General features: G+C 42.6%; 21 protein-coding genes. 14 read left to right on the plus strand and 7 right to left on the minus strand.

Annotation, left to right across the window (positions count from 1 at the left end):
• The first annotated feature begins 21 nt into the window (after nucleotides 1–21).
• Entirely contained in the window at nucleotides 22–2,160 is a 2,139-nt protein-coding gene (gene pta / locus PYW33_RS13120) for a phosphate acetyltransferase (RefSeq protein WP_004278403.1), read from the plus strand.
• Nucleotides 2,161–2,391: 231 nt separating this feature from the next.
• Here pta and PYW33_RS13125 read toward each other — a convergent pair whose 3' ends face one another.
• Nucleotides 2,392–2,631 (minus strand): DUF2171 domain-containing protein, encoded by a 240-nt coding sequence (locus tag PYW33_RS13125; protein ID WP_004278404.1) that lies wholly within the window; start codon nucleotides 2,629–2,631, stop codon nucleotides 2,392–2,394.
• Nucleotides 2,632–3,358: 727 nt separating this feature from the next.
• Between PYW33_RS13125 and PYW33_RS13130 the strand changes: the two genes are divergently transcribed.
• On the plus strand, nucleotides 3,359–4,885 hold the full coding sequence (locus PYW33_RS13130; RefSeq protein ID WP_004278405.1) for a fumarate hydratase: 1,527 nt from the start codon (nucleotides 3,359–3,361) through the stop codon (nucleotides 4,883–4,885).
• Nucleotides 4,886–4,932: 47 nt separating this feature from the next.
• Here the strand turns inward: PYW33_RS13130 and PYW33_RS13135 are convergent, their stop codons facing one another.
• From PYW33_RS13135 to tig, 5 genes are all read right to left on the minus strand, one after another.
• Nucleotides 4,933–6,237 carry an IS4 family transposase gene (locus tag PYW33_RS13135; protein WP_004282307.1) on the minus strand — a complete coding sequence of 435 codons (1,305 nt, stop codon included), beginning with the start codon at nucleotides 6,235–6,237 and terminating at the stop codon, nucleotides 4,933–4,935.
• Nucleotides 6,238–6,356: 119 nt separating this feature from the next.
• Nucleotides 6,357–7,073, minus strand: coding sequence for a DUF2846 domain-containing protein (locus tag PYW33_RS13140; protein ID WP_004647428.1), 717 nt, complete (start codon nucleotides 7,071–7,073; stop codon nucleotides 6,357–6,359).
• Nucleotides 7,074–7,243: 170 nt separating this feature from the next.
• Nucleotides 7,244–8,554, minus strand: a complete 1,311-nt coding sequence (gene clpX / locus PYW33_RS13145; protein ID WP_004278407.1) for an ATP-dependent protease ATP-binding subunit ClpX — start codon at nucleotides 8,552–8,554, stop codon at nucleotides 7,244–7,246.
• Nucleotides 8,555–8,583: 29 nt separating this feature from the next.
• Nucleotides 8,584–9,189: an ATP-dependent Clp endopeptidase proteolytic subunit ClpP gene (clpP, locus tag PYW33_RS13150; protein WP_004647427.1), complete on the minus strand. Its 606-nt coding sequence runs from the start codon at nucleotides 9,187–9,189 to the stop codon at nucleotides 8,584–8,586.
• A 194-nt stretch (nucleotides 9,190–9,383) separates the two neighbouring features.
• Nucleotides 9,384–10,715, minus strand: coding sequence for a trigger factor (tig, locus tag PYW33_RS13155; RefSeq protein ID WP_004647426.1), 1,332 nt, complete (start codon nucleotides 10,713–10,715; stop codon nucleotides 9,384–9,386).
• Between the two features lie 266 nt (nucleotides 10,716–10,981).
• On the opposite strand from tig, the gene PYW33_RS13160 reads away from it, so the two are divergent.
• The 8 genes from PYW33_RS13160 (at nucleotide 10,982) to rdgB (ending at nucleotide 21,900) form a co-directional block, all read left to right on the plus strand.
• Nucleotides 10,982–13,237, plus strand: coding sequence for a TonB-dependent receptor domain-containing protein (locus PYW33_RS13160; RefSeq protein WP_004647425.1), 2,256 nt, complete (start codon nucleotides 10,982–10,984; stop codon nucleotides 13,235–13,237).
• A gap of 308 nt (nucleotides 13,238–13,545) precedes the next feature.
• Nucleotides 13,546–15,834 (plus strand): TonB-dependent receptor, encoded by a 2,289-nt coding sequence (locus tag PYW33_RS13165; protein ID WP_004647424.1) that lies wholly within the window; start codon nucleotides 13,546–13,548, stop codon nucleotides 15,832–15,834.
• A 71-nt stretch (nucleotides 15,835–15,905) separates the two neighbouring features.
• Complete coding sequence (locus tag PYW33_RS13170; RefSeq protein WP_004647422.1) at nucleotides 15,906–16,589, plus strand: Fe2+-dependent dioxygenase; 684 nt, start codon at nucleotides 15,906–15,908, stop codon at nucleotides 16,587–16,589.
• Between the two features lie 430 nt (nucleotides 16,590–17,019).
• Complete coding sequence (leuA, locus tag PYW33_RS13175; RefSeq protein WP_004278413.1) at nucleotides 17,020–18,717, plus strand: 2-isopropylmalate synthase; 1,698 nt, start codon at nucleotides 17,020–17,022, stop codon at nucleotides 18,715–18,717.
• Between the two features lie 112 nt (nucleotides 18,718–18,829).
• Nucleotides 18,830–19,990: a homoserine O-succinyltransferase MetX gene (metX, locus tag PYW33_RS13180; RefSeq protein ID WP_004647421.1), complete on the plus strand. Its 1,161-nt coding sequence runs from the start codon at nucleotides 18,830–18,832 to the stop codon at nucleotides 19,988–19,990.
• Nucleotides 19,990–20,583 (plus strand): methionine biosynthesis protein MetW, encoded by a 594-nt coding sequence (gene metW / locus PYW33_RS13185; protein ID WP_004278415.1) that lies wholly within the window; start codon nucleotides 19,990–19,992, stop codon nucleotides 20,581–20,583. The genes metX and metW overlap by 1 nt, the downstream gene beginning before the upstream one ends.
• Nucleotides 20,580–21,170, plus strand: a complete 591-nt coding sequence (locus PYW33_RS13190; protein ID WP_004647420.1) for a tetratricopeptide repeat protein — start codon at nucleotides 20,580–20,582, stop codon at nucleotides 21,168–21,170. Before metW ends, PYW33_RS13190 begins: the two co-directional genes overlap by 4 nt.
• A 103-nt stretch (nucleotides 21,171–21,273) precedes the next feature.
• The gene (gene rdgB, locus PYW33_RS13195) at nucleotides 21,274–21,900 is read left to right on the plus strand and encodes an RdgB/HAM1 family non-canonical purine NTP pyrophosphatase (protein WP_004647419.1); all 627 of its coding nucleotides are present in this window, start codon (nucleotides 21,274–21,276) and stop codon (nucleotides 21,898–21,900) included.
• Between the two features lie 115 nt (nucleotides 21,901–22,015).
• On the opposite strand, the gene PYW33_RS13200 is transcribed toward rdgB, so the two are convergent.
• Nucleotides 22,016–22,897 carry an AEC family transporter gene (locus tag PYW33_RS13200; RefSeq protein ID WP_004278418.1) on the minus strand — a complete coding sequence of 294 codons (882 nt, stop codon included), beginning with the start codon at nucleotides 22,895–22,897 and terminating at the stop codon, nucleotides 22,016–22,018.
• 186 nt (nucleotides 22,898–23,083) lie between these two features.
• On the opposite strand from PYW33_RS13200, the gene tatA reads away from it, so the two are divergent.
• The 4 genes from tatA (at nucleotide 23,084) to PYW33_RS13220 (ending at nucleotide 26,929) form a co-directional block, all read left to right on the plus strand.
• The gene (gene tatA, locus PYW33_RS13205) at nucleotides 23,084–23,302 is read left to right on the plus strand and encodes a Sec-independent protein translocase subunit TatA (RefSeq protein ID WP_004278419.1); all 219 of its coding nucleotides are present in this window, start codon (nucleotides 23,084–23,086) and stop codon (nucleotides 23,300–23,302) included.
• A gap of 9 nt (nucleotides 23,303–23,311) precedes the next feature.
• A complete protein-coding gene (gene tatB / locus PYW33_RS13210; protein ID WP_004278420.1) occupies nucleotides 23,312–23,734 on the plus strand; it encodes a Sec-independent protein translocase protein TatB in 423 nt (140 codons plus the stop codon).
• Nucleotides 23,731–24,507 carry a twin-arginine translocase subunit TatC gene (tatC, locus tag PYW33_RS13215; RefSeq protein ID WP_004278421.1) on the plus strand — a complete coding sequence of 259 codons (777 nt, stop codon included), beginning with the start codon at nucleotides 23,731–23,733 and terminating at the stop codon, nucleotides 24,505–24,507. The genes tatB and tatC overlap by 4 nt, the downstream gene beginning before the upstream one ends.
• A gap of 193 nt (nucleotides 24,508–24,700) precedes the next feature.
• On the plus strand, nucleotides 24,701–26,929 hold the full coding sequence (locus tag PYW33_RS13220) for a PhoX family protein (protein ID WP_004278422.1): 2,229 nt from the start codon (nucleotides 24,701–24,703) through the stop codon (nucleotides 26,927–26,929).
• Nucleotides 26,930–26,976 lie beyond the last annotated feature (47 nt).

Here is a 26,976-nt window from a genome sequence, read left to right on the forward strand (position 1 = left end):
TTAGATAATACCAAGGTCATTATGAATACAATTTTACTGATTCCTACAGGTGAGGGTGTTGGTTTAACCTCTGCCTGTTTAGGCATGATTTACGCACTGGACTGTAAAGGAATTAATGCGGGGTTCCTCAAGCCATTTTCACAAATTGCAGATACGACGGTTGACCGCACTACCACCCTATATCGTCATCTATTCCATCGTCGTTCGGTTGAACCGATTACTTATGAAAGATTGACTCAACTGATTGCATTAGGTGAGACAGATGAACTGCTTGAAGAGGCGGTTGCATTGCATCGCCAGATTGCGGTTGATCATGATGTAATTATTGTCGAGGGCCTTGTTCCCAATGGACAAGACCATTTTGCCAGTGAAATCAATGCTGCGCTTGCGCAGGCGCTGGATGCCCAGGTGGTTTTGGTCAGTACCGCCGATCTTGCTGATCCACGCAAGACAGCAGAAAAAGTCGATGCCCATCTACGTCAGTTTGGCGGCGCAGCCTCACCCCGCACTACAGGGGTTCTGTTCATGCGAACCAAGGGGCTTCCAGACGGCACGGCTGAAATTCCTGTCACACTTGACCCAAGCCTACGTCTGGACCAGCAAATTGCCGAATTTTCATTAGAGCTGCAACGCTATAACCGCTTTATGGGAACAGATGAATTGCCAATTATCGGTCTGGTTCCATTCAGCAATATCCTGAGTGTGCCACGTAGTTTGGATATTGCAGCAATTGTTGAGGGGACATGGCTGCATCAGGGCGAAGCAAAACAGCGCCGTATTTTACATACCAGCCTGATTGCCTCAAATATTGAATCTGAACTGCACAAGTTTATTGCGGGTGAGCTGATCATCAGTGCCTCACAGCGTACCGACACCCTGCTTGCAGCCAGTCTCGCCAGTAGCAATGGTACACCATTGGCAGGATTGGTTTTAACTGAACAGGCGCCACCCTCAGACAATGTTTTAGAGTTTTGCCAAAGTGCAATTAAGCAAGGTTTGCCAATTCTGCATACTTCACTTGATACACTTGAAACAGCACAACGCTTAAATCGTTTTGGCAATGAAATTCCAATTGATGATATTGAACGCGCTGAGCAGGTTACCCGTTTTGTTTCAAGTCATATTGACAATAACTGGCTGGATCAACATACTCAGAACAACCTACATCCTCGCCTCTCTCCATCAGCTTTCCGTTATGAGCTGGTACAGAAAGCGATTGCAGCGAAAAAACGTATTGTACTCCCAGAGGGTGATGAACCACGTACTGTACAGGCTGCCGTGATTTGCCAGACACGTGGCATTGCCCAATGTATCCTTTTGGCAAAACCAGAGTCTGTTGCCGAGGTTGCCAAGGCACGTGGGATTCAGCTCCCTGCTGATCTACAGATTATTGACCCAGACACTATCCGTGATCAATATATCGAGCCAATGGTTGAGTTACGCAGAGGCAAGCTGGATGCGTTGCAAGCCAAAGCACAATTGCAAGATACTGTTGTACTTGGCACCATGATGTTGGCCTTGGATCAGGTAGATGGTCTGGTTTCGGGAGCGATTCATACCACAGCCAATACGGTGCGACCTGCATTTCAACTCATTAAGACCGCACCGAATTACTCACTGGTATCATCGATTTTCTTTATGCTATTGCCTGATGAAGTGTGTGTCTATGGTGACTGTGCGATCAACCCTGATCCAAATGCGGAACAGCTTGCCGAAATTGCGATTCAATCCGCAGACTCAGCCAAAGCCTTTGGTCTTGACCCACGCATCGCCATGATCAGTTATTCAACAGGGACATCTGGTACAGGTGCAGATGTGGAAAAAGTCGCGGAAGCTACACGCATTGCCAAAGAACGTCGTCCTGACCTGTTGATTGATGGGCCATTACAATATGATGCAGCATCGGTGGAAAGCGTGGGGCGCCAAAAGGCACCTGATTCACAAGTGGCTGGACGTGCCAATGTATTTATTTTCCCGGATCTGAATACCGGTAACACGACCTATAAAGCGGTACAACGTGCTGCCAATGTAGTCAGTGTCGGGCCAATGCTGCAAGGCTTGAATAAGCCGGTCAATGACCTGTCGCGTGGTGCCTTGGTCGATGACATCGTGTTTACCATTGCCTTAACCGCGATTCAGGCCGAGCAGCAAGAAGCTTAATACTTCTTGAATTTAAGTTTTCCAAACCATCTGATTGAAAAATCAGGTGGTTTTTTTATAAAAAAACACTCATAGCTTCAATAAATTCAGCACGCGATCATTATCTCGTTTTAATAAACAATAAAAATGCCAGTCTTTCGAACTGGCATTTTCAACGATTGCCCATAAAGTCTGTGACATAAAAAATTAAGCTGAGGCAGCCCTGTTTTTCAGTCCACTGACTTTAGTTTTTTATAAGGTGGTCCACTCTTTATGCACGTCTTCCGCCGTTTTATTGAGCACCACGCTATTGTCTTTGATTTCACTTACCCAACTCAAGGGAATCAGATGATGCTCATTATTTTCATCATCACTTCTTGTTAATTTAATTGAATCCTGACCTTCTAAATGGTCTACCTTCCCGACTTGAGTACCACATGAAGCAATGACTGAAGCATGTTCTTTAATATCACTTGCATTAAAATTGTTCATTCTACTTGCCTGTTTCTAGAAGTTGAGAGAAACAGTCTAAGCAATAAAAAATGCCGCATGTGTAAGGGTTTTCAGGCTTTGAGTTTTTCTGGGTTAAAAATGTAAATGGGCAACATGGCTTGAGTAAGCTATAGGCAAGATACTTTTTAAATTTGAGTTTTCAAATATTTTTATAACTGGATTTGAAGATTTGAAGATTTGAAGATTTGAAGATTTGAAGATTTGAAGATTTGAAGATTTGAAGATTTGAAGATTTGAAGATTTGAAGATAGGTTAATTCTTTGAGGTCTTAAAATAAAAAAGAAGATAAAGCTTAGGCTTGATCTTCTTTCTGACCGTACATCCAAGTTGCAGCGATATATACACAAAAACCAGCTGCCATCAAAATACCTGTAACCATTGTTAGGATCTCCCGTTTCAATAGCTGCATTATGTAAAAGTTTTATGACAGTTATATGACAATCTGGTTTTTTATTAGATTTAAAATAATTAATAAAATTCAATTACTTAAAACGGAATAAGCAAAATTATGCGTATTTTTAATCTGAAATATGACACTGAATATGACAACTTGCTGTCATATTTGACCCATGGAATAGCTAAAGTCCTTGCTCAGATTGCTTAAACTATAAACTTTCGGCCAATGCTCGCCCAAAATGCCCACAACCTGATTCTTTTGTCTTATAATTTAGCCCGCTAGCTATCAGCCCGCTCAAGAGATATTTGTATGACAACTATTATCAAGCAAGATGACTTGATCACATCAGTTAAAGATGCGCTTCAGTTCATTTCTTATTATCATCCACAAGACTTTATCCAAGCGATGAGCCGTGCGTATGATCGTGAAGAGAACAAAGCTGCTAAAGATGCGATCGCACAAATCTTAATTAACTCACGCATGTGTGCAGAAGGCCACCGCCCAATCTGTCAAGATACCGGTATCGTCAACGTATTTGTTGAAGTGGGCATGGACGTTAAATTCGATTTAACCATGAGCCTGGATGATGCAATCAATGAAGGCGTACGTCAGGGTTATTTAGAAAACTCGAACGTGCTTCGCGCATCAGTTCTGGCTGATCCTGCATTTGGTCGTAAGAACACCAAAGACAACACTCCTGCCGTGATTTACCACAAGCTTGTGCCTGGTAATAAAGTAGATATCACTGTGGCAGCCAAAGGTGGCGGTTCAGAAAACAAATCTAAACTAGCAATGTTAAACCCATCTGATTCAATCGTGGATTGGGTACTGAAAACTGTTCCAACCATGGGTGCAGGCTGGTGTCCACCAGGTATGCTGGGAATCGGGATCGGTGGTACTGCTGAAAAAGCCATGATGCTTGCCAAAGAAGCATTGATGGAAGAGATCAACATGGACGAATTGCTTCGTCGTGGTCCACAAAGCAAAATGGAAGAGCTTCGTATCGAAATCTTCGAAAAAGTAAATGCTTTGGGTATTGGTGCACAAGGTCTTGGCGGTTTAACCACTGTACTTGATATTAAAATCAAAGATTATCCATGTCATGCTGCAGGTAAACCAGTTGGTATGATCCCGAACTGTGCTGCGACTCGTCATGCACACTTCCAGTTAGATGGTACAGGTGTTGCACATATTCAAGCACCTAAACTTGAAGACTACCCTGCTGTGACTTGGGATTCTTCATCTTCTAAACGTGTTGACCTTGACACGATTACCCAAGAAGAAATGAATAGCTGGAAACCAGGCGATACACTTCTTCTTAACGGTACAATCTATACAGGTCGTGATGCTGCACACAAACGTATGGTCGACATGCTGAACAACGGTGAAGAACTTCCTGTTGATCTGAAAGGCAAGTTTATCTACTACGTAGGTCCAGTCGATCCAGTCGGTGATGAAGTAGTTGGTCCTGCAGGTCCAACAACGGCTACGCGTATGGATAAATTTACGCGTCAAGTTCTTGAAGCAACTGGCATGTTCGGCATGATCGGTAAAGCAGACCGTGGTCCTGCTGCCGTTGAAGCAATTAAAGATAACCAGGCGACTTACCTTATGGCTGTCGGTGGTGCTGCTTACTTAGTATCTAAAGCCATCCGTGAAGCTGAAGTGGTTGCCTTTGCTGACCTAGGCATGGAAGCGATCTACAAGTTTGTGGTAAAAGATATGCCGGTATCGGTAGCAGTTGATGTGAATGGTACTTCTATTCACGCGACTGCACCTAAAATCTGGCAAGCAAAAATTGGTAAGATTCCAGTAGTTGACGCTGCTGCGGGCTAATTTTTACTGCAAGAAAAAAAGCACCCTGAATGGGTAATGCCAGTCAGTTAAGAAATTGACTGGCATTTTCTTGGATATTTTTGTGCTTTAATTTTCACTACTCGCGGACATTGCCTTTGCCTTTTTTCAGGTAATACAAATATTTTAGATTGTTCAAATAATTGCGCTAAATGTTTGGGTAGGTTTCCTGCTGATTCTAAAGGTGTGTGCCTTAAGATATTGATAATACTCATAGATGCAATATGGAAACTGATCCTTAAAGGACTCACCTTTGCATGTTCAGCGATAAACCTCATCTGTCTTCTTAAGATATTATATGCAATAAATACCCCCCACAATTCTTGATAGACCAAATCAGGTTGTTTGCTTCTTAAAATCCTTGCATCCTGTAAATCACTTTTAATTTCCCGATAACACATTTCTATTTCCCAACGCTGGATATAAAGCATTGCAAGGTCTTTGAATGGATAAACTTTAGAATCTGTTAATGATGTAATGTAACGTCTTATTTTTCCTGCATATTCAACTTCAATTAAACGTGCTTCCCAATAGTCACCCAATGACGGATTTATCTTTTTTGCTCTTGCTGAAACAGGCATTTTGATCTGAAAGTCATGGGCCGCATTATGATGAATCACTTCATAACGCAGGTTGTCCTTTGCTCGCATCAACCAATGACTCTCTTCTGCCTGAGATTGCCAGCTCACTAAAAAATCAGCAGAGAAGTAAGCACGATCAAATAGGGTAATACTGCGAACTGGTGCTTTTAATTGACTGGCTAAGGTTAATTCACCTTGATCCATACTACCCATTTGGGCATCAATCATTTCATGGGTATTGGTATTCACCAGGCAAGTCGCTCTAACTTGTGGGTAAGGTGCAGCTGCTGTTTTGCCTTTGGATGAACCAAAGTGCTTAAAGTTTTCTTCTGTATGAGGCATAGACCAAACCACACCATCTACAGCACAAACGCATAGACCGTGAAAGTTGCTATATTGTTGTTGTGAGTCTTTAAACCATGCCTGACTTAATGTCGAAAATAAAGCACTCATGGGTTCTAAGCCTAAGCGTTGTCTTGCTTGTACGGATGCACTCGGTACACAGTATTCTGCCGTACCGAAAACAAGTTGCAATTGTTGAACCACATACCAAATCGGTTGATTTCGAAATAGAGCAAGTCCGATTACCAGCCAAACAACATGTTCAGCAGGCAGTTTTCTTTTTCGAATTGATGCTTTACCTGTTTGGTCTAAGCAATCTTCAATCCAGTTTAAATCAATCAATTCACTGAATTGTGAAAGTGAAGGTAGGGTTTGTTTTAATGTTAAATCTAGATTCTGAGATAAATTCATAAAAAAAGAGCGTATTTACATACGCTCTTTTTACAGCATTTTAACTTTTTTTGCTTAACTGACTGGCATTACCCTGAATGGGTGCTTTTTTATTGTGTTTGCTTAAAGAAATGTCCAAATTACCAAGTCCGTGGATCCCAAAGTTTAAAAGGTGCTTTTAGCTGTACATCTAATGATGGATCATAAGCAGTCGGTTCAATTTTTTGGGCTTTTTTACGAATCTGGCCTGTTTCCTGATCTTGTGCCACAAAGTTAAAACTGTCTGATTTTAGCTGAGTAAAAGCAATTTCGTTCAGACCAACTTTTTCCGGCATCAGCATGAGTGGCCCTGAAACACTCCGGCGTGTACTGATATTCTCTTCATCATATTTAATAAAATAAGACTGTCCCGCTTCGACAGTAAAATCCAGATATTTCGGCTTCTGGAAATGCAGCGCTCCTAGCGGTCGACTGGTACTCAACCGATAAGTTCCGGCAGGCAGTTCAATCCAGTAATAATGGTTGTGCAATAAGCTTGGAATATGTTCTTGATTGATAAACAGGCTGGCAGCGACAATTTCCTGACGATTCCATTTAGAATCGGGCCGGTATAAATACACGATGGCGGCTTCATCATGCTGCGCTTTTACGGTCTGAAAACGGTTGCCCTGCTTTTGATTGACCCAACCGCCAATGGTGAACATGCCAATACGATGCTGCTCGACGAAGCCCGGTTTTTTTTCAAGATCGATATTTTTTAAAGTGCTGAGTGGCTGTGTAGGCTCAACCACGGCTTTCTTACCATGACACCCCAGCAATGCCAAACTGCTGATGAGTACAATTGCGACTCCACGCATGCTTATCCCTCACTGCGTCTTTATTCTTTTGTATGCAAGTGCTTTGCGATTTGTTTTTTATAAGTTTTAGGCATCCACGCCTAGTGAATCAGATTAACACCGAGCTTTATTTTTGGAAATAAAAAACGTGCGAAAACACGGAGTTTTCGCACGTTTCGGACGAATAGCAATTAAGCAGATTTGCTATTTACCACCTTTAAATCTATTTTTGTCGCTGTCTCTTGCTGATCATGTGGCTGACGCTCAGCACGGTATTCCGGCTCTGCCTCACCTTTAATCACAGCTTCATTGATGACGACAGTGCCGACATCGCTACGGCTTGGCAAGTCATACATGGTTTCCAGCAATGAATTTTCAAGAATTGAACGTAGACCACGCGCGCCTGTATTACGCTCAACTGCTTTCTTAGCCACTGCACGTAATGCCGATTCTTCAAAGACCAGATCCACATCTTCCATATCAAACAGATGTTGATACTGACGGGTCAAGGCGTTCTTCGGCTCAGTCAGAATCTGCATCAGTGCTTCTTCATCCAACTCGTCCAAAGTGGCAATTACTGGCAAACGACCAATAAATTCTGGAATCAAACCAAATTTTACCAGATCAGTTGCTTCAACTTGACGGAACAAGTCAGACAGCTTCTTGGTTTCATCTTTTTTACGCACTTCTGCAGTAAAGCCGATGCCACCTTTTTCCTGACGTTGCTGTACAATTTTCTCAAGTCCTGAGAATGCACCACCACAGATAAACAGGATGTTCGAGGTATCAATCTGAATGAATTCTTGCTGCGGATGCTTACGTCCACCTTGTGGCGGAATTGATGCAACCGTACCTTCAATCATTTTCAATAATGCTTGCTGAACACCTTCACCCGATACATCACGCGTGATGGATGGGTTTTCAGACTTGCGGGTAATCTTGTCGATCTCGTCGATATAGATAATGCCCTTTTGCGCTTTTTCGACATCGTAATCGGCTTTTTGCAGTAGCTTCTGTACGATGTTTTCTACATCTTCACCCACATAACCGGCTTCGGTCAGTGTCGTTGCATCTGCCATGGCAAATGGAACATCAAGAAGACGTGCCAGCGTTTGTGCAAGCAAGGTTTTGCCCGATCCTGTCGGACCAACCAACATAATATTACTTTTTGAAAGCTCGACTGAATCATCAGCTTTCTTGCCATTATTTTGCACTTTCAAGCGCTTGTAATGGTTATAAACCGCAACTGACAAGGTTTTTTTCGCGACGTCCTGACCAATCACATATTGATCCAAGGCCGCACGAATTTCATGCGGTTTCGGCAAAGGTCGATTGGCCCAGTCATTGGTTTCCACCTGCTGACTGGTTTGAACCAAATCTAAGCATACGTCCACACATTCGTTACAAATGTATGCGTCCTCGCCTGCAATCAGCTTCCCGACTTCAGACTGCGTTTTACCGCAAAATGAACAATGCTTTTGTCCTTGAGGATGTTCGGACATATTTACTCCACTATCTCAATCTTTAAAACTTATGGACGTTTAGTTAAAACTTCGTCCACAAGACCGTATTCTTTCGCTTGCTGAGCAGTCATAAAGTTGTCACGGTCTGTATCACGTGCAACTTTCTCGTAATCCTGACCGCTGTGTTCAGCCATTAAACGGTTTAAACGTTCTTTAATAAACAGGATTTCACGTGCATGAATTTCAATATCTGAAGCCTGACCACGGAAACCACCCAATGGCTGGTGAATCATGACACGGGCATTTTCAAGGCAATAACGCTTGCCTTTGGTACCGGCATTCAGCAGGAACGCACCCATTGATGCTGCCTGACCCATGCAGTACGTTACGACATCAGGTTTGATAAACTGCATGGTGTCATAAATCGCCATACCCGCAGTTACCGAACCGCCTGGTGAATTGATATATAGATGAATATCTTTATCTGGATTTTCCGCCTCTAAAAACAACATTTGCGCAACGATCAGGTTCGCCATGTTGTCTTCAACTTCGCCCGTCATAAAAATTACACGTTCACGCAAAAGGCGTGAATAAATATCAAAAGAACGCTCACCACGAGAGGATTGTTCTACCACCATTGGCACTAAAGCGTTTTCAATCGTTGGAACATACATACGTTTATTTATTCCTAAATTTTTTGTGACCTAACCCATAATCACAATATGAGGGATAATCACTGAAATTGCAAAAAATTCGCCAACAAATCCATTATATTTTTTGCATTAGTTTTGTGAAAAACAGAAATGCTTTTTTCAGGCATCAATATGAAAAAAAGGCGCATTAAGCGCCTTTTTTATCGAAAGCTAAATTAGCCTTGTTGACGAGCTTGCTGCTCTTTCAATAAGTCTTCATAGCTTACAGTCGCATCAGTTACTTTAGCAGAAGCCAAAATGTAATCAACAACTTGGTCTTCTAGTACAACTGCTTCGATTTGGGCACGTTGTTGCGCATCGTTTTTGAAGTATTCAATTACTTCGTTTGGATCTTCATAAGAAGAAGCCATGTCTTCGATGTACGCTTCAACGCGTGCAGCATCTACTTCAATTTTCGCATCAGCTAAAACACGGCTTACAAGTACGCCAAGTTTTACAGATTTTTCAGCTTGTTCTTTGAACAATTCGTCTGGAAGCATGCTTGAATCAAATGCTTTCGCACCTTGAGCACCAAACTGCTGTGTGAACTGCTGGATCATTTGTTGACGTTGACGGTCAATTTCTTGAGCAAGCATAGCAGCTGGAAGTTCAACTTCGTTTGCAGCTACAAGTGCATCGAAAGTCGCGCCTTTAACCTGGTTGCGAAGGCCATTCTTCACTTCACGTTCCATGTTTTTACGAACGTCAGCTTTTAACTTCTCAACGCCTTCTTCTTCAGATACACCGAAGATTTTCAGGAATTCAGCATCGATTTCTGGAAGTTTTTGCTTTTCAACAAGCTTCACAGTGATTTTGAATTGAGCTTGTTTACCAGCAAGGTTTTCAGCTTGGTAGTCTTCAGGGAAAGTTACATCAATCACTTTCTCTTCGCCTTTCTTCATACCAACGATACCGTCTTCGAAGCCAGGGATCATACGACCAGAACCAAGTACTAGTTTGAAGTCTTCTGCAGAACCGCCTTCAAATTTTTCGCCGTCGATTGAACCTTCAAAATCAAAAGTTACTTGCATGTCTTTTTTAGCCATGCCTTTTGTTTCAGCCCAAGCAGCACGTTGTTTTTGAAGATTTTCAATCATCTTCTCAACGTCTTTGTCATTTACTTCAGCTGCTTTACGCTCAACTTCCAAACCGTCGAATTTCACTTCGATTTCTGGATAAACTTCAACAGTCGCTGTATATACCAGCGCGTCGTCTTTCATTTCAGTTTTTTCGATGTTTGGCATGCCCACAGCATTGATTTTTTCTTGCTGGATCGCTTCGAAAACTGTGTCACGAATAATATCGTTTACTACTTCTTGGTAGATACCCGCGCCGTATTCACGACGAACTACGTTTACAGGCACTTTACCTGGACGGAAGCCGTTGATCTTCGCAGTTTTAGCAGTGCGCTTTAAACGAGCTTCAAATTGCTCATTAATACGGCTCGTCGGTACAGAAACATTTAAACGACGGGCAACGCCCGAAACCGCTTCAGAAGTTACTTGCATGGCTTCCTCTATATATTAGGTTATAACAGGTTTATAAAAATGTGCCACATTATATGACAACATTTAAGGATATACAAAAAATACGCGCGAGTTCCAGTTTTTAAGCCCTTTTTTCACTTGAATTGCCACCTTTCCAGATACCTAGTCAACCCAATTTAAATAGAGAAAATGTATATTTTTATTGCAAATGATAAATACTATCATTAATATCCAGTTTCTTATTTGAGCAACAATACTAATTTATTCTTCGGTTCGGGAATCTGGTCATGCATAGTTTTAGTCTTCGTCCACTTACATTGGCAATTCTTGGGGTTACAGCAACATCTACTTTTGCAGAGACTGTGAACGAGACAGCGACTCCTACAACAACACATCAAATGTCTACGATTGTGGTTTCAGCGGCGGGTTTTGAACAAGATATTAAAAATGCGCCTGCTTCAATTAGTGTAGTAACCGCAGAAGAATTAAAGAAAAAAGGTATTACCAGTATTGCAGATGCGCTCAGTGAAGTACCAGGTGTCGACGTACGAAATGGCCAAGGCAAAACTGGTGGTTTAAATATCCAAATGCGTGGTCTGAATCAATCTTACACTCTTATTTTGATCGATGGTCAGCGTCAGAATACTTCTGGTTCAATTGGTCCAAATGGTTTTGGTGAATTTAGTACAAGCTTTATGCCACCATTAGCTTCTATTGAACGTATTGAAGTCATTCGTGGTCCTATGTCTACCCTTTATGGTTCTGATGCCATGGGCGGTATCATTAATATTATTACCAAGAAAGTTGCATCAGAATGGAATGGTAACGTTTCTGTTGAACAGAATATTCAAGAAAATTCTGATATTGGTAATAACTGGAAAACCAGTGCAGTTGTTAATGGTCCAGTGATTCAAGATAAACTTGGTATACAAGTACGTGGCGAGTTTTTCCACCGCGATCAATCAGATCGACTTGTTACCCCCGCAAAAACTATTGATGAAGGTAGCCAAGGTCGTGACCCACGTACAGTAGAAGCAAATAATTATGCTGTGGGTACAAAACTTACGCTAAATGTAAATGATAATGTCTCTACTTGGGTAGACTTTGATCATGCTAAACAACGTTTTGATAATAGTGATGCCCGTTTAGGTGAACTTTACGAATTCAACCGTACGACAGGTTTACCATCAGGAATTGGTTCATATAAAGACGAGATCAAATTCTTAAGAGATCGTATTTCTGCAGGTGTAGATGCTGAGCTTAGCTTAGGTCAATGGAAAACATTTGCAAACTATGTTTCTTCTAAACAAGAAGGCCGTCGTCTTCCAAAAGGAAATGTACCTGAATACAATTATTATTCAGATGGTACACAAGATCGTATTTTAGAAAATAAAGACCTAACCGTTGATTCTCGTATTATTTCAACACTTGGCAACCATAAACTTACAGCTGGTGTTGAATATAAAGATGGTGAAACCATCGATAACTCAGCAGGTAATGGAGTTGCTTTTAAACAAGATTCTTGGTCTGTGTTCGCTGAGGATGAATGGAATCTAACGGATTCTCTTGCATTCACTTTCGGTGGTCGCTACGAAGACCATAGTGCTTTTGGTGGTCACTTTACACCTCGCGCATATTTAGTTTGGAACACCAATGATCAGTTGATTTTAAAAGGTGGTATAAGTACTGGCTATAAAGTTCCAACAGCGAATGACCTTCATAATGGAATCAATGGTTTTAGCTCACAAGGCCGAAACGTGACTTTGGGCAACCCAGATCTTAAGCCTGAAGAAACCACAAACTATGAACTTGGTTTCGTTTACGACAACTTGTCTAATTTCTCTTTAGCTACCACTGCGTTCTTTACTCAGTTTAAAGATATTATCATCAGTGATGCACGCGTCGTTGAAAACTGTTTATGGGCAGGTCGCCCAACAGGACAAGCACCTGCAAACAACTGCATGACTGTAGGCAGTTTTGATAATCAGCAAAACTTTAGCTTTAAAGGCAATGCAGGCGAAGCTGAAAGCTACGGTGTGGAACTTAGTGCTAAATATGAAATTTCTCCAAGCTTTGATGTAAAAGCAAACTATACTTGGTTAGAGTCTGAAATTACCGAAGGTGAAAATAAAGGTAATCCTATTGAAAATACACCTCGTCACGCTTTGAACTTCACAGGAACTTGGTATGTGAATGATAAGTTCACTACCTGGTTAGAAGCTGAATATAAATCTGACCGTGTACGTTTCATAGATCCTGATTTAAGCGATGTCAATGTAAGTCGTGAAATTGATGCTGTCGGCAATAAGTTAAAAGCCTATGAGCTATTTAATTTAGGTGCATCTTATAAAGTCAACAATCAAGTTACTGTTTCAGGTCGTGTGAATAACTTATTGAACAAAGACTTTGGCGACTATAAGTCATTTATTAATAGTGATAACGAAGTTGAAAATGCTTTCCTATATACTAAAACGACGAGTGGTTTAGCGGGTACTTATATTCCAGGCCGTAACTACTGGTTATCTGTTTCATACGACTTCTAATATAAAAGTCATGATTCAAAACCCTGCTTCGGCAGGGTTTTTTATCACTCAATGAGTACTCCATGAAACCTCCCTAATTTGTGCCCTTTTATAAACATCATTATTCTCAATAAAAAGCCAGCAATCCGCTTTCTTTATCAATACTAAATAAAATCAAAAACTTAAATACTTATTGTTATATCATTACATTTAAAATCTCATTTAATATTTTCTTAAAGATCATGAATTCCCATGACAAAAGGATAAAAATAAAAACAAGAATCATTATTATTCTCATACTTTTTTAATATTCATTTTCTAGGTTTAACATGACCTTCATTAAAACACGTAAAAAAATCGTTTCCTCTGCAATTGTTTCATCTTTATCAATGGTGGCTGGATCTGCGATGGCAGAAGAACAGGTGATCCAGTTAGAGACTATTCATCAAGAGGTTAGAGCTGAACAAGCACCTGGCTTAAAAGTAAACAAATCTGCAAACAGCAAATTTGTAGCGCCTTTACTCGATACCCCTAAGTCAGTTTCGGTCATTTCAAAACAGTTAATTGAAGATACACAAGTCACTACCTTAAGTGATGCCTTGCGTACAGTTCCGGGGATTACCTTGGGCGCAGGTGAAGGTGGCAATCCAAACGGTGATCGTCCTTTTATTCGGGGTTATAATTCTGAAAGCTCGATGTATGTAGACGGCGTACGCAACGCCACTTCACAGAACCGTGAAATGTTTGCTGTCGAACAGGTTGAAGTCACCAAAGGTTCTGCATCTGCTATGGGCGGTGCAGGAACGACTGGTGGTAGTATCAACATGATTTCTAAAGTTGCTAAAGCGGGTGACTTTCTAGAAGGTTCTGTCGCGGGTGGTACTGACAACTATCAACGCATAACCTTGGATGGCAATAAAGATTTTGGAAATGGTATAGCAGCACGTGTGGCCGTGATGGGTCACCATAATGAAAAAGCTGGCCAGAAAAATGGTGCCGAATATAAACGTGCCGGTATTGCACCGAGTATTGTATTTGGTCTGGACACTCCTACCCGCGCGACTTTAAGTTATTACTATTTAAAAACCGATGACACACCTGATTCAGGTATTCCTTATAACAATCCATTTGCGCTCACAAATGCAAATGTAGGATTGAATGGCAACGGCAAGCCAATTGATATTAAACAAGGTCAATACTATGGCTGGAAAGATCGTGACTTCCAGAAACAGGAAAATCAGTCAGGAACGCTTAAATTAGAACATGATCTGACGGACAACTTAACCATTAGCAATACCGCAGTGTATAACACGTCTAAAAATGATTACCTGTGGACTAACCCGGATGACTCAAGAGGCAACTTCTTACTGAATGGAAATGTCTGGGCACGTGCCAACTCACGTGTGGCAGATACTGATGCTTTTACCGACCAACTTGCTTTAACCGGTAAATTTAATACCGGTATGCTTAAACATAGTTTTAATCTAGGTGCCGAATATTCAGACCAAGAAACTGACCGTACCCAATACATTATTGATGGGGTTAACGCTACAGGTAATGTACACAATGCCTGTAACGCTGGTGATATTACTTCGGGCTGGTGTACTTCGGTACAAAACCCAAACCGTGGGCCATGGACAGGTACATTAAGTACCAATGGTGCCGACCAGTACAATATTCAAAGCAAATCAAAGTCTGTTTATTTCCTGGATAGTATTGAATTCACCCCTCAGTGGCTTTTAGATTTAGGCGTACGTTGGGATCACTACTCAACTGAGCAAACCATGCTTGCAGGTCGTTTTAATACTACGACTCCAGCAGGAACAATTGTTAAACTTGAAAATGATAAAGACTTTATCAACTATCAAGCTGGCCTGACCTTTAAACCTGTTGAAAATGGCAGTATCTATGCAAGTTATGCAACATCTGCAAATCCAGTCGGCGTAGATGGTGGCGATGGCTCTGAAGGGATTACTGCTGCAATAAATAATCTTAAACCTGAAGAAGTCCGGACCATGGAGTTAGGAACTAAATGGGATGTACTCAATGACAAACTTAATCTGACTGCAGCTATTTTCCGCACGGAAAAAACCAATACTCGTGCGACCGGAGATGATGGCACCACAAGTAATATTGGTGAAACTCGTGTCGATGGTATTGAGCTTGGTGTAAATGGCAACATCACGGATAAATGGGCTATATCTGCGGGTTATACTTATTTAGACAGTGAAATGATTGATGGTGGATTTGTAAATACTGCCGCTACAGGTCAACCTGCTGTATATGCGCCAAATCCTAGCAATGGGAACCAAGTTCAAAACGTCGCGAAAAACAGTGCAACCCTTTGGACTACTTATGCAGTAACTCCTGCTTTAACTCTAGGTGCTGGTGCCGTCGCAATGGACAAAGTCTATGGTAATGCTACTAATACCAAGTTTGTACCGGGCTATGTTCGCTATGATGCCATGGCACGTTATAACGTGAATAAAAACGTTGATTTACAATTGAACGTCAACAACCTGTCTGATGAACGTTACTTCACTAAAGCCTATTCATCTCATTATGCGACCGAAGCAGAAGGCCGTAGCGCAGTGCTGGCAGTCAACTTTAAATATTAATTCAATGCAACCGCATAGCCTCCTGATGGGGGCTATGTTATTTTTAAAATACGATTATTCAGGGGTTTCCAGTGCTGCATCATATTCCAAATGTACTGAGCAAAGAACAGGTGCAATATTTCCGTGAGGAGATGAATAAGATTGAGTGGGTCAATGGCAAGGTTACCGCAGGTACACTCTCTGCAACGGTGAAACAGAATCAGCAACTGCCTGAAGATCATTCCCTGACCCAGCATTTAAGCACGATCATTCTTGAATCTCTGGGACAGCATGCTTTGTTTTTATCGGCGGCGATTCCGCTGGATATCATTCCCCCGCTTTTTAACCGCTATGAAAATAATGAAGCTTTCGGCTTTCATGTCGACAATTCGATTCGTCGTATTCGCGGCAGCAATGAACGCCTTAGAACGGATTTATCCTGTACGGTTTTCTTGAGTGAACCTGAAGAATACGTCGGTGGTGAACTGGTGGTCGAAGACACTTACGGTTATCACGAAGTAAAATTGCCTGCCGGTGATATGATTCTGTATCCATCCACCAGCCTGCATGAAGTCACCCCGATCACTTCCGGTTGTCGAATTGCTTCATTTTTTTGGGTACAAAGCATGATCCGTGATGATGCAGAACGGCATATGCTGTTTAATCTGGATCAGAGTATTCAAAACCTGAGAATGCAGCTGGGCGATCAGCATGCAGAGGTCATGAAACTGACCAATCTGTATCATAATTTAATGCGTAAATGGGCTGAACTTTAAAAGATGCCCTGACGTCAATGATCTTTGAAAATCATTGGATTTATTTTTTATTAAAATATACTGCGTTATGGCACTATTGAACGTAATAAATAACGAATTATGCCCAAATAGAGAAAATATAAAATACAATATTTAAAATAAGTGAAAATATTTCTCACCACTTAAACTTTATAAGAAAATCTTTATTACCATACGACTAAAATCCATAAAAATAGCAAAAACTTTTCGGGATAAGTGGATTAAACTTTAAATTATAAGTAAGGCATTTAGTGCATTTGGCGAAGCTAAACCACCAATATTTAGACCATATTTCAGGTTTGAACCAGATTGTCACTAAATACCCAAGATGAATAGACAAAATCTATGTCGCTGACCCACGCACCGCTTTAACCAAGATTACGGTACCCAAGTTAGCATAAGGAGCTCTCTCATGATGTTGGCTGATCCAAGTAAAAAATACCGTCGCATGTATCAACGTGTGGACTTACCAGACCGTCAATGGCCGAACAATGAAATCAACAAAGCGCCAATCTGGATGAGTACCGACCTGCGTGACGGTAACCAAGCGATCTTTGAGCCAATGAACATGGAGCAGAAATTCAAGATGTTCCAGATGTTGGTCAAAATCGGTTTCAAGCATATTGAAATCGGCTTCCCGTCAGCATCGCAAATTGACTTCGATTTCACCCGTAAATTGATTGAAGAAGGTCATATTCCGGATGACGTCTATATTGAGGTATTGGTTCAGGCACGTGATCACTTGATTCAACGTACCTTTGAATCTTTACAAGGTGCGAAACGTGCCATTGTACATATCTATAATTCCAACTCGCCGACATTCCGCAACAAAGTCTTGAATGTTGATGTTGAAGGTGCAAAACAGTTAGCCATTAATGCTGCACAGAAAGTAAAAGAATATGCCGCAAAACAGCCGGAAACTGAATTCGTATTTCAGTACAGCCCGGAATGTTTTACTGCAACCGAATTAGAAGTCGCGAAAGATGTCTGCGATGCCGTCACTGAAATCTGGGAAGCATCTCCAGAGAATAAAGTGATCTTAAACTTACCTGCAACGGTAGAAGTTTCAGGTCCACACATCTATGCCGATCAAATCGAATGGATGCACCGTAACATTCAGCGTCGTGACGGTGTGATCATTTCTGTGCATTGTCATAACGACCGTGGCTGTGGCATTGCCGCTTCAGAATTGGCAATTATGGCTGGTGCTGACCGAGTTGAAGGCTGTGTCTTCGGAAATGGTGAACGTACCGGTAACGTCGACGTGGCTGCGATTGCCTTGAACATGTATACCCAAGGTGTAGCACCAAACTTGGATTTCTCCAACATCAATGAAATCATTGCGACTGTGGAAGAATGTACTGGTTTACCTGTGCACCCGCGTCATCCTTATGCCGGTGATTTGGTGTTTACTGCATTCTCGGGTTCGCATCAGGATGCGATCAAAAAAGGTTTCGAGTTCCAGAAGAACGAAGAAATCTGGGATATGCCGTACTTGCCAATCGACCCGAAAGATTTGGGCCGTGACTATGACGCCGTGATCCGTGTTAACTCACAATCAGGTAAAGGCGGTATTGCCTACTTGTTAGAATCGAACTACAACGTGATCTTGCCGCGTCGTTTACAGATTGAATTCTCTCAGATCGTACAAAAACGTACCGATGAGCAAGGCACTGAAATCAGTGCGACTGAAATCTGGAAGTTATTCAAAGAAACTTATGTGGATGCTAAAAACGTTCACTATTCTGCGAAAAATTACAAATTGTCAGATGATAATGGCAATCAGGTGATTGAGCTTGATCTTGAAATTGATGGACAGTCACGTCGTGTTCGCGGTGAAGGCAATGGTCCAATTTCTGCGATTTTGGATGCACTTCAGTTGCCAATTGACGTGGTGAACTATGAAGAGCGCAGCATCAGTTCAGGTGCTCATGCCAAAGCCTTGGCCTTGATCGAACTTCAGGTGAAAGGTACCGGTAAATCTGCCTTTGGTGCCGGGGTACATGACAACATCGTGACCTCTTCTATTGAAGCAATTATTGCCTCGACCAATCGCCTGATTGATCAGGGTGTATTAAGCACTGATCAGGTAATTGCTGCTGCAGTCTAAACGGCTGTATTAGAATTTGCGATAATTCATAGCACTAAAATGACTTTAGAAGGATACCGGCAAATGGTATCCTTTTATTATTCATACTAAAGATTTAAGGCGAATCCTCCCCGTGTCTTTTCCAGCTGACTCAGTGGGCATTGTTGTCCCACAAAAGTTCCAATTTGAAGAGCCGTTAGAGCTTGAATGCGGTCGCATCCTCCCACGTTTTGAACTGATGGTTGAAACTTATGGCGAACTCAATGCCGATAAGTCCAATGCCATTCTGATTTGTCATGCCCTTTCCGGTCATCACCATGCCGCAGGCTATCATCATGAAGATGATAAAAAAGCCGGCTGGTGGGATTCATGCATTGGCCCCGGCAAAGCCATTGATACTTCAAAATTCTTTGTGGTTTCACTGAATAATATTGGTGGCTGTAGCGGTTCTACCGGCCCAATCTCGCCAAACCCTGAAAATGATAACCGTCCTTATGGTCCCGATTTCCCCTTGGTTACGGTCCGTGACTGGGTCAAAACTCAGGCCCTGCTCTCTGATCGTTTAGGGATTGATACCTGGGATGCCATTATTGGTGGTTCACTGGGTGGTATGCAGGCATTGCAATGGTCAGTGGATTATCCAAACCGTTTAAGAAAATGCGTAATTATTGCCAGCGCTCCAAAGCTTTCTGCACAGAATATTGCCTTTAACGAAGTGGCACGTCAGTCGATTTTATCAGACCCAGATTTCCATAATGGCCGTTATCTGGAAAATGACAGCTATCCTAAACGTGGCCTGATTCTGGCGCGTATGGTCGGCCACATTACCTACCTGTCCGAAGAAGCCATGAAGCAGAAGTTTGGCCGTGATTTAAAATCAGGCAAATTTATGTATGGTTTCGATGTCGAATTTCAGGTCGAAAGCTATCTGCGTTATCAGGGTGAACAGTTCAGCCGTAACTTCGATGCCAATACCTATCTGATCATGACCAAGGCACTGGATTACTTTGATCCGTCGCGTGAATATGAACAGTCGCTCAAAAAAGCCATGGCCAATACCCAGTGCAAGTTCCTGGTGGTGTCATTTACCACTGACTGGCGTTTTACCCCTGCCCGCTCACAGGAAATCGTGGATGCCTTGATCAGCAATCACAAACCTGTCAGCTATCTGGATATTGATGCGGAGCAAGGCCATGACTCCTTCCTGTTCCCGATTCCGCTCTATGTAAAATCTTTGCGTGCATTCTTGGGTGGTGAAGAACACCTGAAAGCAACACCGAAGGAGACCATATAATGCGTATCGATCAACAACTCGCTGAAAAGTGGATCAAGCCAGGTTCCAGCGTACTCGACCTTGGTTGTGGCGACGGTGAACTGCTGGCACAAATGAGCAAAAAGCACGATATTCGTGCATACGGATTAGAAATTGATCAGGAAAAGATTGCAATTGCAGTCAGTCGCGGGTTAAATATCATCCAGCAAGACTTAAACCTCGGCTTAAGCCGCTTTGCTGACCAGTCTTTTGACAATGTGGTCATGGCACAAGCTTTGCAAGCTGTAGATGCGCCTGACGTATTATTACGTGATATGGTGCGTGTGGGGAAACAGGCTATTATTACCTTCCCGAACTTTGCCCACTGGAAGACCCGTTCTTTCTTGGCAATCAAAGGGAGAATGCCGGTTTCTGAAGCCTTGCCGTATATGTGGTATAACACCCCGAATATCCACTTATGTACATTTCGTGATTTTGAAGCACTTTGTGCGGAAAATAACATCAAAATTATTAATCGACTCGCTGTGAACGGGAATCAAGAAGATAGTTTGCTGAGCAAGCATCTCCCTAATCTATTTGGTGAAGTCGCAATTTATCGAGTGAGCGCGCTATGAAAAAATTATTATTAAGTACGACGCTACTGGCGGGACTTTTTGGCATGCAAGCCCATGCAGATTATGTTGCACCTAGTCCATCTGTTGCCAGTCAAGCGGCTCAGTATTCCATCATGGATATCAACAGTCTGACCAAAGCAGCGAAAGCTGGTCAGGCCGGCGCACAGTTTTATCTGGCCACCAAATACCAGTATGGTAAAGACATTCAAAAAGATGAACGACAGGCCTTTGCCTGGTATAAAGCTGCTGCGGATCAAGGTCTGGCAGTTGCCCAGCTGAATGTCGGCCGTATGCTGGCAGATGGTATTGGCACCAGAAAAGATGAAGCGCTGGCGCGTCAGTATTTTGAAAAAGCGGCCAGCCGTGGCGATAACCGTGCCAGCTTTAATCTGGCAATGATGGAAGAGAAAAAGAAAAACTATATGGGCGCTTACCAGTGGTATGAACTGTCTACCCGTGATGGCATGCTCGACAATAAGGTGATTACGCTGTCGGAAGGCAGAAAAACTGCCTTGGCAGCGAACTTAACCCAAGAGCAGATCCGTCAGGCGCGTGATCGTGCCGACAGATGGATTCAGGCACAATAAGCTGAATGGTATAAATAGCACCTTCGGGTGCTTTTTTATTGCCGCAAGTTCCTGATCCATTGCTAAAATAGTACTCATTCTTGATCTAATAATGAGTTTTAACATGGCTGCAACTGACTGGTTATCCGAAGGCACACTGGTATTGGCGAGTAATAACAAAGGTAAAATTGCCGAGTTTGAAAAACTGTTTGCCGAGCTACAACTCCCGGTTGAAGTCGTGGCTCAAGGCAAGTTGAATATCGAAGATGCCATCGAAGACGGTTTAAGCTTTGTCGAAAATGCCATTATTAAGGCCCGCCATGCCGCTAAAATTTCCGGAAAACCTGCTATTGCAGATGATTCAGGCATTTGTGTGCCAGTTCTTGGAGGCGTTCCCGGCATTTACTCGGCCCGTTATGCTGGGGAACATGGCAACGATACCGCCAATAATGAAAAACTGCTAGCCGATCTCAAACCCTTACGCCAAGATGGTGAAGCAATTGAAGGCATGTTTGTTTGTGTACTGGCACTGGTCCAACATGCCGAAGATCCCTTACCGCAAGTCTTTCAGGGTATCTGGCACGGGGAAATTCTGGAAGCTGCACGTGGTAAAAATGGTTTTGGCTATGACCCGTTGTTCTGGTTACCGGAACTGGGAATTTCCAGTGCAGAAATGAGCAAGGAAGAAAAGAATAAAATCAGTCATCGTGGTCAGGCGATGCAGTTGTTTAAGAAGAGTTTGGCGAAGTAAGTTCCTCCTCTCATTACCCCCTCTCCCTTTGGGAGAGGGCTGGGGTGAGGGATTTTTAAAATACATCTCTCCCCTTGCGAAACAGCGTTTCTCATCTCCTAAAAAGAGAGGGAATCTATAGCGTAGGCATCAACGCATGCACGATTACCCCATATAAGGCAATCAAGATCGCGCTGGCCAAAGTTCCCGAAGCAATATATTTGGCGGAATGGCCCGTTCCCTGATAATGGGTTTCCAGTGCCACAATATTGGCTGCAGGCGGCAATAAAAAGAACATCAGCAGTACCGCATAGGTCAGCGTCTGCTGCGGAATAGGTAAATAATAATAGGCGGCAACACACAGTAAAACAGCAAATAGCCCACGACAAAAAATAAGTTGCAGACTGCGCATTAAATCGAAGCGGCTGATCCGCACATTGCTCAGCCACATTCCCAGCACACACATGCCGCTAAAAGTGACCAGTACTTTATTGGCCTGATACAGTATCTCTATCCAAGGCACTTGCTGCCAATGACTCAAATCCCAAAATGACAATAAAGCTGCCATCGACAAAGCGACCACCGGAGGTGAGAACAACACATTTTTTAAAATATAACGCGTGTCTTGTCGGGCTTCACTGACTGCCATTACTGCGCAGACATTGCCAAACAAAGAACCACCAATATACAACGCCACCACGGTACTGGTCACTTGTGGACCAAAAACTGCCAAGGCAAAAGGAATTCCCAGCCATGCCCCATTTAAATAGCTCAGGCATAAGGCACGCAGTTTATTTTTCAGGGTGAAATAAAATAAGGCAAAAAACAGACAGGAACAGAAAAAACTGAAGGCAATCAGCCACAAACTACCCTCTTGGTAAAACACCATGTTGTAGATAATGAGTACCGGAATCAGTACCCGTGCCAATAAAGCAGCCAAAAAAGGTCGAATCGGTTTTAAATATTGCACCCCCCAATAACCGATCAGAAAAGACAGGAGGGGAAGAATCAAGGCCATGACAATGCTGCTGAGATTTCCATATCAGGCTGTATGCTAGCACAGCTTAGTTTTTCTCAAATGATAGAATTTTTGATCTGAGTGATTCATTACCCCGCTGCTGTGTCGGCAAACTGTCATCAAAGCGTCACCGCGCTGTCATACAAGCCTGCTGAGATAGGTGCATGAAATATAGAGGATAAAATAATGGCAGGATTATCAATTTGGCATGTGCTGATTTTTGCAATTGTAGTGATTTTATTGTTCGGCACATCGAAACTTAAAAATCTGGGTAAAGACGTCGGCGGCGCGATTAAAGACTTTAAAAAATCAGTCAAAGATGAAGAAGCTGAACAGGCCAAACTTGCAGAGCCGCGCACTATTGAGGCCCAAGTCAAAACGCCTGAACATTCGGTTAAAAGTTAAGAGTTCGCTATGCTCAATATTGGAATGACCGAGCTGCTGATTTTCGGAATTATTGCACTTTTGGTCCTTGGGCCAGATAAGCTTCCGGAAGCAGTCCGTTTTGTCGGAACATGGTACGGCAAGATCAAGCGTATGGTGAGCAATGTTCAGAATGATCTTGACCGTGAATTGCGCCTGTCCGAGCTACGTGAACAGATGCAAGCTGAAATGCAACGGATTCAGGAACTGGAAGCCAAGATGCAGGCACAAATAACAGATTTGCAGCAGCCGATGGCAACCGATGAAGTAAAAATAAAATCGCAAGCTGTTCAGCCCTTGCTCAGCTATCAGCCGGTGATACAGCCTGTATCCCCCGTGTATTTACCTAAGCCTAGAGCAACTCAAACCGTGATTTCAGAACCACGCTATACAGAAATGAAGGTGGCCGTATGACATCCTTACCGACCACACCAGCCTCAAATGATGCTGCAGCGCTGAACCTTGAACAGATGCCGATTACCCAGCATTTGATCATCTTAAGAAAGCATCTGTTTAAAGTGGTTACTGTCCTGATTGGCCTGTTTTTCTGCTTATTACCCTTTGCCAATCAGACTTATCAATGGTTGTCTGAACCATTGCGTGCACAGCTACCTGCCAGCTCGACCATGATTGCTACGGATGTCACTGCAACCTTCATGGCACCCTTTAAGCTGAACTTCTTTGTCGCGCTGATGATCGCGATGCCGTTTATCCTATATCAGCTTTGGACCTTTATTAAGCCTGCACTATATGCCAAAGAAAAGAGCCTGGCCTTGCCGCTTCTGATCGGTAGTATCGTGCTGTTTTATACTGGCATCAGCTTTGCCTACTTTGTGGCATTGCCCTCAATTCTGCATTTTTTTATCAGTGTTTCGCCGGAAACTGTGGCACCGATGACCGACATTAACAGTTATCTCAGCTTCTGTTTAAAGCTGTTTCTGGTCTTTGGTTTTACCTTTGAAATTCCTATTATTACCCTGGTTCTGATCTTGATTGGCGCAGTTTCGACACAGACTCTGGTAGAGAAACGGCGCTTTATTATTGTGGGTTGCTTTTTTGTGGCAATGTTTGTTACACCTCCGGATGCCCTGTCGATGATCATGCTGGCTGTCCCAATGTGGCTACTGTTTGAACTGGGTTTGCTGGCAGGGAAACTGATTGAGAAACGTCGTTTAAAGACCGAATAACAATAACCAGCCAAAACAACAAAAATATCGATTTACTCAGGCAGCTCTTGCTGTCTTTTTGTTTTTAATTTTCAATAAAATACTGATTTATTTAATTTTATTGAAACAATTCTTTCACTTCCCTGTCATTTTTAGCCGTTAATTTACTCATAACCATTTAAAACAACCAAGCACATACTGCTAGGAACAAAATATGACTGATCAAATTGCTTTTAATGATGATTATGACAGCAACACTTCGGGGAACCCAGAATTTCACCAACTGTTTAACCAACAGATGAGTCGTCGCGATTTAATTAAAAAGACGGCTGGTGGTGCAGTAGCATTAACCTTAGCAGCCTCACTTACGGGCTGTAGCGATAATGATGAAGAATCAACTCCGCCAAGCATACCTGCAACACCGAATGAACCAGATTTAACTGCAACACCTAAATCATTAACCTTCAAACCAGTGGATAAAAACACTTTAGAGCAATTTACTGTGGCTGAAGGCTATGATTTTAAAGTCCTACATGCGGTAGGTGATCCTTTACACCCAAGCCTACCTGTATGGGATGAAAACAATATTCCTAGTGGTGTATCCTACGAACGCCGTGTCGGTGACAACCATGATGGTATGACCTTTTTTGGTTTAAATACCAGCAAGCAAAATTTTGATGCGACTGTATCGGACACTGGCTTATTGGTGATGAATCACGAATATTTACAACGTGATGACTTACACCCTCGTGGTAGCATATTTGATCAAGATGATATCACTGAAGATGAAGTGATCCGTGAAGTGAACTCTCATGGTGTTTCTATTGTTGCAATCAACAAAAATCCTGAGACACAAGAAATCACGGTCGATTTAAACTCGCCATTTAACCGCCGTATTACAGCAGCAACTGAAATGGAATACCGTGGCCCTGTACGTGGTAATACGTTGGTACAAACAGCATTTAGCCCAGATGGTACCAAAACACGTGGCACCATCAACAACTGTGGTAACGGCTATACCCCTTGGGGCACTTATCTCACCACTGAAGAAAACTTCAACCAATATCTCGCACGTCAAAAAGACACCGAAGGCGGGGATGTACGCGATGCCAATACCGAACATGCGTTAAAACGCTATAAAGTCAATAATGGCGCACGTGGTTATAACTGGCAAAGCATTAGAAATCCACAAATCTTTACGCCAGATTATTTCAGCCGTTGGAACACAGTCATCAGCGGTGCATCGGAACAAGAGGATTATCGCAACTCGATTAATACTTTCGGTTGGATTGTTGAAATAGATCCGTTTGATAATCGTAGTATGCCAGTAAAACGTACCGCTTTAGGTCGCTTTGCTCATGAAGACTGCCGTGCTAGCCGTGCCATTGCAGGTAAACCACTTGCATTCTATATGGGTGATGATTCACAAGGCGAATACATCTATAAATTTGTCTCAGATACTCCATGGAATCCTACTGATGTCAACGGTGGCTATGCGGCTGGCGACAAATACATGAATAACGGTAAGCTTTATGTTGCGCAATTTGATTTCAATGAAGCAACGGGTGAAGCTAAAGGCCAATGGTTAGAACTCTCTTTGTCTAATCCAAAGATTGCCAACTATGCAGAATACAAATTTGCAGACCGAGCAGATATTTTGGTCAATGCACGTATCGCAGCCGATGCAGCGGGCGCAACTAAAATGGACCGCCCTGAATGGGTTGCGGTAAATCCACATAATGGCGAAGTGTATGTCACATTAACTAATAACTCACAACGCGGTTCAGCACATGTAATTGATGCAGCTAATCCACGCCAATATTCAGATGATGATGATACAACGAACCGCCTACGTGGCAATATTAATGGTCACGTGATTCGCTTCCGTGAAACAGGCGACGATGTTACTGCAACATCATTTACATGGGATATTTTCCTATTTGGTGCCGAAGCAGATTCAATCCCAGGTGTAAACCTTTCTGGCTTGACGGATGCAAATGACTTCTCTAGCCCAGATGGTATGTGGTTTGATGACCGAGGCGTATTATGGTTACAAACTGACGATGGTGCATATACGGATACAACCAACTGCATGATGCTGGCAGCACTTCCTGGTTCAGTGAGCGATGGTTCTGTACAAACCGCAACAGCGGGGACAGGCACACAAAAAACACCTATGGGTGCGAAGCTCGATGACTCGAAGCTACGTCGTTTCTTGGTTGGTCCTGCTGGCTGTGAAATTACAGGGGTCACTATGACACCTGACTACAAAGCCATTTTTGTAAACGTGCAACATCCAGGTGGTACTTGGCCTGCAAACCAAGCTGAACATTTAATCAGTACTGGTCGTGCATATTCACGTCCACGCTCAGCAACAGTCGTGATTACCCGTAAAGATGGCGGTGTCATTGCAGGTGAATCGTTAGAAACCCCTAAAGCTTAAACCCTGAAGTGACCTAAAAAATGCCGACTTCTAGTCGGCATTTTTTA

The organism is Acinetobacter lwoffii, from assembly GCF_029024105.1.
Taxonomy (GTDB): domain Bacteria; phylum Pseudomonadota; class Gammaproteobacteria; order Pseudomonadales; family Moraxellaceae; genus Acinetobacter; species Acinetobacter lwoffii.